The 12,846-nt window shown below is 40.7% G+C and carries 11 protein-coding genes; 4 read left to right on the top strand and 7 right to left on the bottom strand.

Annotation, left to right across the window (positions count from 1 at the left end; genetic code table 11):
* Positions 1 to 97: 97 nt before the first annotated feature.
* Complete coding sequence (locus Q3A68_RS17260) at positions 98 to 955, bottom strand: glycoside hydrolase family 16 protein (RefSeq protein ID WP_302902367.1); 858 nt, start codon at positions 953 to 955, stop codon at positions 98 to 100.
* 9 nt (positions 956 to 964) lie between these two features.
* Entirely contained in the window at positions 965 to 1,693 is a 729-nt protein-coding gene (locus Q3A68_RS17255; RefSeq protein ID WP_302902366.1) for a hypothetical protein, read from the bottom strand.
* A 132-nt stretch (positions 1,694 to 1,825) separates the two neighbouring features.
* On the opposite strand from Q3A68_RS17255, the gene Q3A68_RS17250 reads away from it, so the two are divergent.
* Together Q3A68_RS17250 and Q3A68_RS17245 are read left to right on the top strand one after the other, a co-directional pair.
* Positions 1,826 to 3,097 carry a metallophosphoesterase gene (locus Q3A68_RS17250; RefSeq protein ID WP_302902365.1) on the top strand — a complete coding sequence of 424 codons (1,272 nt, stop codon included), beginning with the start codon at positions 1,826 to 1,828 and terminating at the stop codon, positions 3,095 to 3,097.
* A 182-nt stretch (positions 3,098 to 3,279) separates the two neighbouring features.
* A complete protein-coding gene (locus Q3A68_RS17245; protein ID WP_302902364.1) occupies positions 3,280 to 3,483 on the top strand; it encodes a hypothetical protein in 204 nt (67 codons plus the stop codon).
* A 277-nt stretch (positions 3,484 to 3,760) separates the two neighbouring features.
* Here the strand turns inward: Q3A68_RS17245 and Q3A68_RS17240 are convergent, their stop codons facing one another.
* The 5 genes from Q3A68_RS17240 to Q3A68_RS17220 all read right to left on the bottom strand — a co-directional run bounded on the left by Q3A68_RS17240 (position 3,761) and on the right by Q3A68_RS17220 (position 8,552).
* Positions 3,761 to 5,479 carry a sensor histidine kinase gene (locus tag Q3A68_RS17240; RefSeq protein WP_302902363.1) on the bottom strand — a complete coding sequence of 573 codons (1,719 nt, stop codon included), beginning with the start codon at positions 5,477 to 5,479 and terminating at the stop codon, positions 3,761 to 3,763.
* 219 nt (positions 5,480 to 5,698) lie between these two features.
* A complete protein-coding gene (locus Q3A68_RS17235; protein WP_302902362.1) occupies positions 5,699 to 6,064 on the bottom strand; it encodes a response regulator transcription factor in 366 nt (121 codons plus the stop codon).
* A 318-nt stretch (positions 6,065 to 6,382) separates the two neighbouring features.
* On the bottom strand, positions 6,383 to 6,865 hold the full coding sequence (locus Q3A68_RS17230) for a hypothetical protein (RefSeq protein ID WP_302902361.1): 483 nt from the start codon (positions 6,863 to 6,865) through the stop codon (positions 6,383 to 6,385).
* Positions 6,866 to 6,897: 32 nt separating this feature from the next.
* Positions 6,898 to 7,578 carry a YiaD family glycine zipper/OmpA-like lipoprotein gene (locus tag Q3A68_RS17225; RefSeq protein ID WP_302902360.1) on the bottom strand — a complete coding sequence of 227 codons (681 nt, stop codon included), beginning with the start codon at positions 7,576 to 7,578 and terminating at the stop codon, positions 6,898 to 6,900.
* A gap of 449 nt (positions 7,579 to 8,027) precedes the next feature.
* Positions 8,028 to 8,552 carry a hypothetical protein gene (locus tag Q3A68_RS17220; RefSeq protein ID WP_302902359.1) on the bottom strand — a complete coding sequence of 175 codons (525 nt, stop codon included), beginning with the start codon at positions 8,550 to 8,552 and terminating at the stop codon, positions 8,028 to 8,030.
* 172 nt (positions 8,553 to 8,724) lie between these two features.
* Between Q3A68_RS17220 and Q3A68_RS17215 the strand changes: the two genes are divergently transcribed.
* Together Q3A68_RS17215 and Q3A68_RS17210 are read left to right on the top strand one after the other, a co-directional pair.
* A complete protein-coding gene (locus Q3A68_RS17215) occupies positions 8,725 to 9,648 on the top strand; it encodes a hypothetical protein (RefSeq protein ID WP_302902358.1) in 924 nt (307 codons plus the stop codon).
* 119 nt (positions 9,649 to 9,767) lie between these two features.
* Positions 9,768 to 12,791, top strand: a complete 3,024-nt coding sequence (locus tag Q3A68_RS17210; RefSeq protein WP_302902357.1) for a glycosyltransferase family 117 protein — start codon at positions 9,768 to 9,770, stop codon at positions 12,789 to 12,791.
* The last annotated feature ends 55 nt before the right edge of the window (positions 12,792 to 12,846 follow it).

Here is a 12,846-nt window from a genome sequence, read left to right as displayed (position 1 = left end):
ATGAGCCCGATAAATTATCGGGCTCATCATTACAATTAATTTTTAAATTCGTCCAACTTTTGGGGTTCAGTCCAAAACACCGGGGCTTTTTATTTGGCTAATTTTTCGGCCTGGTCACCAGCACCCAATCGACCAGTACTTTTGCCTTCCCTGCTTTTATTTTATCAACCGTTGCCTGTGATAAACCGAAGTAGGGCTTGGTGATCTTGTTTACGCCGTTTGGATAGCCGCCACCTAACGCAAAGTTTAATATAATGAACTTAGGGTTGTCAAAGGCCCATCGGCCATAATGTTCAATCATTGCTTTGGTTACGGTATAGGTAACTATGCCGTCAGTTTTAAATACCAGTTTATCAGCTGTCCAGTCTACCGAATAAATATGCCAGTCGTTTACTGTAGCCTTTTTTGGGAAAAAATGCCTGTACGTTAGCGGGGTGTTGCCAAAGTAATTGGGCCCATGCAAGGCATTACTGATCCAGCTGCTGTCGCCTACAGTTTCCATCATGTCAATTTCGCCGCAATCGGGCCATTCTCCGTTGCCCAAAGCCCAAAACGCAGGCCATAGCCCATCGCCCGAGGCGATTTTCATTCGCGCCGAAGCTGTGCCGTAGGTAAACTCTATTTTATGCTGCGTATTGATCCTGCCCGAAATGAAGTCATACTTTTTTCGCTCCTTGCTGGTATGTCCGGGCAGGTATTTCGGCTTTATCACCAGGGCGCCGTTTCTGGCACCTACTGCATCCTTGCCTTTTACAAAATACAATACCGACGTCGAGTCGACGTAAGCCTGCTGTTCGTCATTCACGGTTTGCCCGGTAACTTCCACGTTCCATTTACTGCGGTCGAGGCTGTTGCCGTTAAAGTCTTCAAAAAATACCGTATCAACTTTAGACTTTTGTTGCGCATAACATTGCAAAGACATAATGAATGCCAGAATGATTAAGCAATATCTCATAATTGGTTTTTATTTGACGATGTAATTATAATAAATAGGCGTCAATTGGTGACCAACAACTTTTGCAATAGCTTTTACAGGGAACCCTTCGCTGTTGTAGGTGTAGGTATAAACATCGGCATTTCTTGTAATAGCATTATTGATCAGTGTGCTAGCATCAGAATAAAGGATGTACATCAGGTAATAGTTATTAGGGGCAACGTTAGAAAAGTAACTTTTCTGGTTATCATAATTGTAAAAAATCTTATCCTGCAAGTCAGATGTACTATCAGCTTTATAGTTTTCCAAATTGGCAACATTGCCCCGACCGTCGTACTCAAATTTTGAAAAGCCGGCATGTAGTGTGCGTATTTCTGTTACCTCATGTTTATTATCAAATGAAAAATAGGCGGTGTCGTCTTTTTTGCCTGCTGCCTTTTCGTAAAAGCCCACAACCGGCGCGTAAAAAAAATCAAATTCCTTTACCGTGGCGCCATTGTTATTTATTGTTTTGGCGGTATTTACGCGTCCTGCTTCATCATAAGTAATTGAAAAATGCTGACCGCCGTTGGTTTTTACAAGTGTGAGGTGGTTCCGATTATCGTAAAAAAAGCTGGTTGTATCAATCTGATTTCCGTCTGCACGGTCATCAACTATCAGCTCGCTAAGCAGGTAAGTTTTGTGTAACGGTTCGCCTTTTTTGCAGGAATATATAATAAACGTCATCAGCCCCAAAACACCAAACAACAACCTCTTCATGACTAAAATATGCGGGTTTATAACAGATTTGCTTAATATGAGCGAAAAGATACTACTTTTTTGATTAGCAATGATATAATGACTTTTTAATTACTCCGTGTTTTATAAATTGCACGCAGCACAAATTACATTATGCACCGGGGCGGTTTTATAAGAATATTCCTGATTATAGCAGCTATTACACTTCTGTTGGACTGGTATGTCTTTTATGGCTTAAAAACTTTTGTTAAAGACTGGAAACCTGTACGCCTGAAAAAGGCAGTACTTTGGGGTTATTTGCTTGTGTCCGTTGGAGTTACCGTTTTGTTTATTGCAGGAGTTAGTAGCATGAGTACAGCGCGTGGAATGACGCCATACCATGAGTGGATGCTAAGCCTGCTGATTACCCTTTTTATTACTAAAATAATCTTCTCGCTGGTATTACTTATCGGCGATATAGGCCGGCTTTTTTACGGCATCAGTGATTATGCTGTTAACCGCAGCACCAGGAAAACCGGCGAACCTTTTTTCCCTGCCCGTCGCAAATTTATCAGCGAAATCGCCATATTGGTCGCAGCAGTTCCGTTTACGGGCTTTCTTTACGGGATGCTAAAAGGCAAATACGACTATAAACTGCACAAGCACACGCTTTATTTTGATGATCTGCCCGATGCTTTTGATGGATTTACCATTACGCAAATTTCGGATATCCATTCAGGCAGTTTTGATAATGCGGGAGCAGTACAGCGTGGTATTGATTTGGCTAACGCTCAAAAAAGTGACCTTTTTGTTTTCACAGGCGATTTGGTGAACAATGCTGCATGGGAGATAGAGCCTTATATGGAAATGTTTAGCCAGCTGAAAGCCCATTACGGACAATTTTCGATTTTGGGTAATCATGATTATGGAGATTATATTCATTGGAATAATGATGCTGAAAAAGATGCCAACCTCGAAAAGCTTAAGGAGCATCACCGAACGTTGGGATATAAGCTTCTGCTTGATGAAAATGTGGTGATTGAGAAAGGCGGCCAAAAGGTCAGTCTGATAGGCGTACAAAACTGGGGCAGGGGATTTGTTCAGAAAGGTGATCTGGATAAAGCGATGACGGGCGTTGACAAAAATGCCTTTAAAATTTTGCTATCGCATGATCCGACTCATTGGGAAGAGAAAGTACGTTATTATCCTGAAAAGATACATTTAACCCTGTCGGGGCATACACATGGTGCGCAGTTTGGTGTAGAAACAGCAGGCTTGCGCTGGAGCCCGGTGAAATACGTTTACCTTGACTGGGCCGGATGGATGGAGCAAAACGGACGACAGCTTTATGTAAACCGTGGCTTCGGATTTCTCGCTTTCTCTGGCCGCCTGGGTATATGGCCGGAGATTACCGTGCTTACCTTGAAGAAGTCTAAAGTAATTTAGCTAATCATAATACAAACAATAAATCAATCTAACAATTGAACGGTCACTCAAAATTCCGCATTCGAAATTCTCCGAAGGAGTCCTTTTGACAGAAGTCCAAAATAAAATTCACCCTTCACCTTATTTATAATTTAAAACAATTTTAACAGACTCGCCATTGTATTAGTAAGCAATTAATTCTTATGGCAGCAGACAAAGTAAAGATCATTCGTGCCGGAAACCCAGCGGGAAAAAATACTCCTCGTGATAACTGGGAAGTAATGAAACCTTTTGTGATCTTTTCATTTAAAGCACTCAAAGTAATTGGGCTGGGGTTGATAGCTATTATAAAGGCACTACCGGCTTTAAAACCGCGTACTGATAACACGGCAATAAAACGACGTTAATTATCCTCACCTTTGCTGGCCTTATGAGTGGGGCTATATATGGGTTAAACCACGCTAATTTATTTTTTGAATAGATGCTAAGGAGTGCAGCGATAACCAGGCATACTAGTAAAATAGGGTAAGACAGTTATTAATATTCCAACCAATGTGATACCGTCCATCAATTTAAGATTAGGTCAATAAAAAAGACTTGTGATTAGATGCCCTCAAATTAAAATAAGTTTTAAAATTATTAATCGGTCGACCAGATAAATTTCCTAACTCAACAATTCACCACTTACGACTCACTCACCACTACTGGTAGGTTCCTCTCATTTTTTTGGTAGGGTATAAGCAGCGTAAAAGTGGTACCCTTTCCCTCCTCGCTTTTAACTGCAATTTTCCCCTTTTGTAACTTGATGAGTTGCTTGCATATAAACAAGCCAAGTCCGGTTCCGATCTGTTCTTTTGAAGAACTGGTTTGGTAATATTTTGAGAAAAGGCTGGCTTGTTGTTCGGTGCTGATACCTGCACCTGTATCGGTTACCTCCACCTGTAAGCCGGTGTCATTTGCAATTAACTGCGCATTTACCGTAACGCCTCCCTCGTGAGTAAATTTGATCGCATTGCTCAGCAGGTTTACAACAATTTGTTTTAGTCTGAAACTGTCGCCCAGCACAATAGCATTTTTATTGCCTGTAAATTTGTATTTAAGGTATAACTTCTTTTTTTCGGCGCTGAATCCCATGCTCTCGATCACCGTGCTCAAAATATAGTCGGGATTAAACGGTTCTGTATGGATTGTAAGTTCACTATGCTCCATTTTTGCAGCATCCAATGTATCGTTCAGGGTACGCAGCATCATATCCGACGATACTTTTATTGACTCAAGCATTTCGGCTTGTTTAGGAGTCATTGCCGACTTGCTGAAGATATACAGGAAACCCATGATCGCAGTAAGAGGAGTACGCACTTCGTGACTCATGTGGTGCAGCAGATCCATTTTTTGCTGAGCAATAGCCACGGAGCTTTCTATTTCTTCGCGCAATTGCAGCTCAGACTGGTGAAGCTGTGTTATAAATACGATCAGCAAGGCTGAGAACAACACAAGGAGACACAAAGCGGTGAGGTATAATTTATTCAGGAGTGTTGTGCTATCCTGGTACGATTTAAGGGCCATTCCCTTAAACTCGTCAGCCATATTGTAATTAATGTCTTTTACCTGGCTAATTATATTTCCTAATTCATTTATAATGTAGGAATTAGTAGTAACCAACTGACGTTGTGCATGTAATTGCTCCACACTTTGATGCTGCAATTGTTGCAGAGCATTACTATAAGCCAGCTGATTTTGTTTGATGATCTTTAGCGCTTTCGCATTAGTTTCTTTAGTATCATGCTGGTGCCCTGCGCGATTTACATCCTTATTGTTGATAGCGTCTTTAATGCGTTCGATCAGGCCGCGTTTGATAGCGACTTTGCGCACTGTATCGGGTTTGGTAAGAGCTTCAGGTTTCTTAAAGTGCAGGTTGGTATTTAACGCTTTTGTCTTATCAAGCCCGATTGAGTCAGTATTGGCATAGACGGTTAGTAATGAATCGAAACTGTGACGAAGCAGATATAGCCTGGCCAACAAGGATTTCTTTTGCTGACGCCAGTATTTTATTCTGGTTCTTTCCAGCGGAGTAAGATTTAATGTATCTGCCACTTGTTTTTGGAGTAAAGTGTCGATTTTATTAAAAGCAAGTGATAACTCCTGTTTGTAGCTTGTTTGTAATCTGTTGTCATTATTCACCAGCGATCGCTGGAAGTCATCGTCAGCCTGGTGCAGCAACAATAGTGCTTTTTCAGGTTCTGCACGATTGCTTTCGATATCTCTTGATACCTGTGATATCTTACTTAGTTTGCTATTAATGGAGTCGCGGACAAATAACGCTACTATCGAAAGCAGGATGATAAATCCAAGAAATGCAAAGAATATCCTCCTTGCCAGGGTTGTGGTATAAGTTAATTTCATTAAATTATTTTAGGACCGGCATAAATCATTCGAAACATGGGCATCATATTTTTAACAGATTTACCACCAACAATTCTGATCTTTTTGCGGCGAATTGCATCCCTATAGGGATGCAAGGCTTCTAATTACAACGACGATTTATTGCACATATTATCCTTTGTCGATTGTTAACAATCAACCACAGCTGATTAAATCAATATTTTTGTGTGTACTTAAAAACTAATCTAATATCAGATTATTTACTTTGCTCACTAATTCATCCAGGCCGAATGGTTTGGCAATGATATCATCACATGGCAGGGAAGAAAAATCAGCGCCATGGTGATAAAAGTAAGAGCATAGCATTACAGGGGTATTCCCGAATCGGGGATGCCATTTAAGTTGATGGCAAATGTCATCTGATGATTTACGCCCGGCAAGCCTGTCGTCAAGAATAAATAGATCGGGTTGAAAAATCTTAGCAATTTCTATCAGGTTGTTACTATCAGTGGTGATCAATACCTGGAATTTCTCGTACGTAAGAGCTTCTTCTACAGCTTCCAGTATGTGCTGGTTGTCGTCTAATACTAGTATACGCTTTAGCATAATATTGTGTTCTTATAAGGGGTTGTTGTGTAAAGGTTCTTCCATTCAAATCATTATGAATTAAATTTCCTAAAGCGTTCTTATGACTGTATAAACGGAAATAGGTTTAAGCTATTTTGATGCGGAATGTTAAATATTGTAAAATCAGCGTAAGATTCTTGTTATAATATGTAGTACGTTTTATGCACTTCTGTCGGTTTATCTCGATAATCCTGGCCATTTCTATAGATAGAATTATATTATTCGAACAAATACATTCAAATAAAAAAGGATAAACCCGAGCAGGTTTATCCTTTTAATTTGAATTTGTTATTTCTTTTACTTGTTTTTGGCAAATGAGTAAACCACATAGGCTGTTTTATTGCCCAGGCTTACGGGTGATTTTAAAGTCATATAGTTATCGTCAATACCAGATACTAGCAGTTGGTATCCCTCCTGCACCTTTCTGGCGCTATCGCCCTGGTAAAGTTTTTTGAATTGAAACAACTCTCCATTGGTATTATTGTATGACCAGAATATGGTTTGCGATGTGCCGTTTGCCAGTGTATATTTTCCGTTACCGCTATTGGTCAGGTTCCAGGTGCTGCCATTAAAATCTTCAGGGGCACCCTGATCAAATACTGTTTGAACCGATCCGGGTACCAAGCCCTCATAACTTACTTTAGTAAGTGTCCAATTGCCTACAAATCGGGCCCTTGAAGCTCCGGCAACTGTAGCAGGTAATTTCTTAACAGTATTGCAGGCTGAGAAAGTAAATAGTGTAATTATAATCAAGGCTGATGTTTGCAGTAGTTTTTTCATAGCTTATATTTCTATTTTATAAAACTCTTAATTTATTGTGCAGCTTGTGTAGCCTGTTGTTTCATCTGGTCGTTGGCAACAATTACAATCTCTACACGGCGGTTTTGTGCGCGGCCATCAGCCGTGCTGTTCAATGCAATAGGCTCGGTTTCGCCTTTGCCCTTTGTGGTTAAGCGGGAACCATCGATACCCTCGCCAACTAAAAATGCTTTTACGGCACCTGCTCTCCGGATAGAAAGATCCATATTATGCTCGGCAGTACCTGTGCTGTCAGTGTGCCCAACAACCATGATGTTGGTTTGAGGGTTATTTTGAAGTGACACGGCCAGTTTTTTTAAGCTGGTTTGCGCTACAGGTTTTACGTTTGTTTTATCAACGTCAAATAAGATACCTGAATCAAATTTTACCAAAATACCTTCACCTTCGCGGGTTACGGTGGCACCCGGTACCGTTTGTTTTATTTCGGCAGCCTGTTTATCCATTTTGTGGCCAATTACAGCTCCTGCTGTACCACCAACTGCACCGCCAATGATGGCGCCCAATGCCGTATTACCAGCCGCTCTCCCAATAAAACCACCAAGAACAGCACCACCTCCTGCGCCGATTGCGGCACCTTTTTCTGTTTTGGTGAATGAACTGCAGCCCGAAAACAGGATGCTCGCTGTGGCAAGGGATATGCCTAATGTGGCAATTTTGATCTTCAAATTCTTCATAGTCAATGTTTTGTATGTTTTAAATAATATAACGACAGATATTTAATATCTATTAATATCCGGCAAAGATAGCCGGATAAAAACTAAATGCAATCTCATATAATTAACAATAATATATTCTGATTGTGTTATGACATGCATTTACACAGTATTATTACTCATATTTTAGTTAACGTAAATGGAATAAAATAGGATAAAATGCAAAAAAATCTATCTTCGCCGCCGTGATTAGTCCGCGTTCAAAAAGCTATTACGTTGCTGCTATTATAATAGGGTTATCCGTGGGCCTTGCTACGCGCGATATGCCGGTAGGTATTTTGCTGGCTGTAGTATTGATGATATTATTCTCGGAATTAGGAAAAAAAAAGTAATAAAAAAGGGGTGCTGCAATGCAGCACCCCTTTAGCTAAAAAATAGAACAGTTAAACTAATAAGTATATATATTGGGGTTATTTAGCACGACGTATCGGATGCCTGATACCATCGCGGCGAGCCTCTTTCACATCTCTTTTCAGGTCTCTTTTGTCAGCCTTTAAATCCTTCTGAGCGGCCTTGGCATCGGCAAGGTCGCCTTCTTTTATGTCTTTTTGCTCGGTTTTGGCATCGGCTTTAACATCTTTCAGGTCTTTCCGTACATCTTTTTCGTCAATTCTTTTAACCTGCTTGTCAGCCAGTTTAACCGGATGGGCAACGCCTTCTGATTTCAGGGTTTTAGCGTCTGCTTTTATATCCTGTTTGTCGGCTTTTGCTGCGGTAAGGTCGGCTTTTGCTGCTGCTATATCGCCTTTGTTTATTTCTTGTTTAGCTTCTGCTTTTTCTTTGTTATAGGCACGGATATCATGACGCATGTCTTTCATCTGTGCTTTTACCTCAGTTGATGAGCTTGTACTGGCAGTTGTAGAGGGGGTACTTGTTTGAGCAAAAGCAGCACCTGCGAGAATTAATGCTACTGCTGTTAAACCAATTCTTTTCATAACTTTTCGTTTTAAATTTTTCTGTGTTTTTGTTTCGTTCGTTTTTGTTATGACAGTGCAAGTGATAATATGGTTTAATACGAATAATAATATTTTTATTTGACCAAACAATTAAACCATATTCGCGTAATACAGTCTATCAGGTTTTTATCACATATTATTAAATTATTTGATGAGAGTTTTTTACGTACCCCTATTTACATTATTATTCCTGTTAACCGCATTTAGTGCACTCGCTCAAAACACAACAACTGAAGATCCGGAAGATTTGCTTGACAAGCTGGAAAAGGCAATGTCCGAAAAACAGGCTTCTTTCAAAATCGGTGCAAACTATTTAAGTAACAATGTTTTTATGGGCCGTGCAGATACTGTACGTACCCCAACCATTATTCCTGATGTTAAATACACTTTTAAAAACGGAATATATTTATCCGGAACGGTAAATTATATTCCTAACCGCGTGACCAACAAACTGGACGGCGGCAGTGCATCCCTGGGATATAATTTCGACATTACGAATGACCTGGGCGGCGGAATATCTTTTACCCAACTTTTTTATACAGCTAACAGTACCCAGATCGGCTCGGCAATTGGAAGTACTATAAATGCCAATTTGAATTATGATATAGAAAGTGTAATTACGCCGACTATCAGTGTAGACTACAATTTCCTGAAACAGGGCTTCGGGCACGATATTTTCGTAAACGCTGGTCTGTCGCATGATTTTACTATCGATGGGATATTTACGGGCAGGGATTTTTTTATTATTTCTCCTACGGTCTCCCTAAATGCAGGTACGCAAAACTTCTATGACGCCTACTTTGTATTAAAAAAATATAAACTGACCAAGAAGGCCCTTGCTTTGGAACAAGCCGCGGAAAGCCTGATCATCAAACGGGAAAACCAGTTAAGTCAGTTTAAAATGCTTGATTATGAATTTTCGGTGCCGGTTGAATATAAGATGGGTGCATTGATCTTAACTTTTACACCAACTTATGCGATGGCCGAAAATAAGCTGCCTCCACGTATTACCAAAGGTATGGTGAACAGCTCAGGCATATTTTATTTTGAGGCGGGGGTGGCTTTGAAGTTTTAACATTTGGAACGACAATCGTTAAATAATGTTAAAAGATGTTAAACCCAATCTGTTCATTATAAATAGCTTACAAATAAGCCGGATATTAGGGTATTGACAAACTTTTACCCTGATAAACCATGCACTTTAACAAGATTAACAACCTTTTGGGTTGGCTCTGCTTTGCCATTGCATCAACTACTTACATCTTAACCCTCGAACCTTCCGTCAGCTTTTGGGATTGCGGCGAATTTATCTCCTGTGCATACCGCTTACAAGTATCACACCAGCCGGGATACCCGCTCTTCGCTATGATCTGCAAAGTATTCTCGTTGCTCAGTTTGGGCGATGTGCATAAGGTGGCTTACTTTACCAATATGGCCTGTGCATTGGCCAGCGGAGCAACCATTATGTTCCTGTTCTGGACGATTACCCTAATGGCCCGGAAAATGATGATGAAGAACGGTAACCAGATGGATGGCACTAAACAAACCCTGATCTTTGGCGCTGGACTTGTAGGTGCACTGGCGCTGGCTTTCAGTGATACTTTTTGGTTCTCTGCGGTGGAAACGATCGTTTTTGCGATGTCGGCATTATGTACGGCTATTGTATTTTGGGCAATATTGAAATGGGACTCCCATTCAACAGAACCGGGGGCCGACAAATGGATCGTATTTATTGCCTACATGATTGGTTTATCTATAGGCATTCACCTGCTTAATTTGTTAACCATTCCGGCTATAGTATTTGTTTATTATTTCCGCAGGTATAAAACCATCAACTTAAAAACCGGTATCGTTGCCTTCCTGATCAGTATTGGTATTCTCGCCTTTGTGCAATTTGGTATCAGAGGATACACTGTTGCAATAGCCGCTTACGCTGATCTTTTCTTTGTTAATACCTTGGGTATGGGTTTTGGCAGTGGGGCAATTTTCTTCTTTGTGCTGCTGATTGGTGCGTTGGTAATGGGCATTCGTTATAGTATCCGCAAGAATAGGCCGGTGCTCAACCTGGTCTTGATTTGTATAACGTTCATTTATTTTGGCTTTTGCTCGTTTGTTTATATCCCGATTCGCGCTACTGCTAATACCGATCTAAACAACTCACGTCCTGATAATGCTTTTACCCTTTACTGGTATCTGAACCGTGGCCAATACGGATCAGTTCCCTTAATGTCCGGGCCGTATTATGATGCAAAAGTGATAGACCAGACTGATGGCGGGACTAACTACGCAAAGGGCAAAAACAAATATGAATCTGCAGGAAAAGACGTGGTTACTACCTACGATCACACTACTATTTTGCCGCGGATGTTTAGTCAAAGAGACCAGGACCCTCAGTTTTATAAACAATGGCTTGGTTTGTCGGACAATGATGTACCTGCATTTTCAGACAACCTGAAATTTATGTTCAGCTGGCAGATATGGCAAATGTATGGCAGATATTTTCTATGGAATTTTGCAGGACGATACAATCAGCAGGATGGTCAATTTCAAAAAAGCGGTTTACATGATTACGCCGATGGCGACTGGACAACAGGCATTTTTGATAAGGGTAAACATTTGCCAAACTCGGTATTGCATAATAACGGCTATACGCCACTTTATGCCTTACCTCTGATTTTAGGATTGATAGGCTTGTTTTATCACTCCCGTCAAAGCAAAAAAGATGCATTTATCATCGGGTTGTTCTGGTTTTTTACCAGCATCGCCATTGTGATGTATGTCAACCAAGCCTTGCAGCCGCGCGAGCGCGATTATTCTTATGTCAGCTCGTTTTATGCTTTTGCCATTTGGATCGGGATAGGGGTAATAGCCATCGCAGAGTTTATGCGCAAAAAGGTAAATGCCCGTACTGCAAGCTACGCCACCATTGCCTTGTGTTTGCTGATCGGTCCGGTATTATTGATCAAACAGGAATGGAAAGGGCACGACCGGTCGACTAAGATGACGGCGCATGATATGGCCTATAACTACCTGATGTCGTGCCCTAAAAATGCTATTCTGTTTACGGGGGCCGATAATGATACTTATTCACTATGGTATGTGCAGGAGGTAGAAGGGGTGAGACCGGATGTGCGTATTATCGTCAATACCCTCTTTGGCAGCGATTGGTATATTCACCAGATGCAGAGCAAAATGAACCAGTCGGAGCCATTACCTATCACCATGAGTTTTGACAAATACAAAAATGGTACGCGCGATTATATTCCTTACAGTGATGCTAAAATACCCGACTCGGTGGAGCTAAAGGATATCTTTGAATTTGTGACATCGGATAATCCGCAAACTAAAGTGGAAATGCAGGATGGATCTGTATTAAATTATCTGCCTACAAAAAACTTTAAACTCACTGTAAATGCGGATGCATTGGTTAAAAATGGTGTGATTACTCCGGATCAGAAAAGTAGGGTGGCTGATAGTATGCAATGGAAATTTTCCGGGAATTATTTGATGAAGGATAACCTGGCGCTATTAGATATACTTACGCATAACGATTGGAAACGCCCGATTTGCTTCACTGTTACTATGACTAATGACGGGTTCAATGGCCTGCAAAATTATTTGTATAAGGAGGGTTTTGTTTACCATCTGATCCCGTTTAAACCAGAGGCAAATAATCAGGCTAAGCTAAATACTCAAGTAATGTATGATAACGTGATGAATAAATTTAAATGGGGCAATTATAAAGCAGCTAAATACCTTGATGAGCAGTCAGCCGGGTTATTTTATACACTTATCACCAATACTTTTACTGAGCTTGCCGACGGTTTAATAGCTGAAGGGCACAAGGATATGGCATTGAAAGCGATACAAAAATATGATAACGAAATGCCGGATATTTATCCGTATGCAGGCGTTGCTCAAAGTAAATTCCGGGTGATTGATACGGCCTATCGTCTTCATGCCAACAGCGTGGCAAACAAATATGTTTCGAGCATGGATAATTATATCACCGATCAATTGACCTACGATTATAACCTGTTGCAAGCTAGTCCCGGGGATGTAAATACCTCAAATGTGCAATTTGAAATGTCAGTACTGAATGCCATGACACAAATCACGAAAGAGAATCAAGAGCTGGCTTTGAATACCAAATTACAGTCGCAGTTGAATGATTATGAAAGCAAGTTTGCCGGTGTTATTGGGAAACAGCAAAATTGATCATAAGAAATATAAAATAACCGTCATGGTGAAGAACGAAGCCATGACGGTTTAG

Source organism: Mucilaginibacter tolerans, assembly GCF_030519375.1.
Taxonomy (GTDB): Bacteria; Bacteroidota; Bacteroidia; order Sphingobacteriales; family Sphingobacteriaceae; genus Mucilaginibacter.
This window is presented reverse-complemented; position numbering and strand designations above follow the sequence as displayed.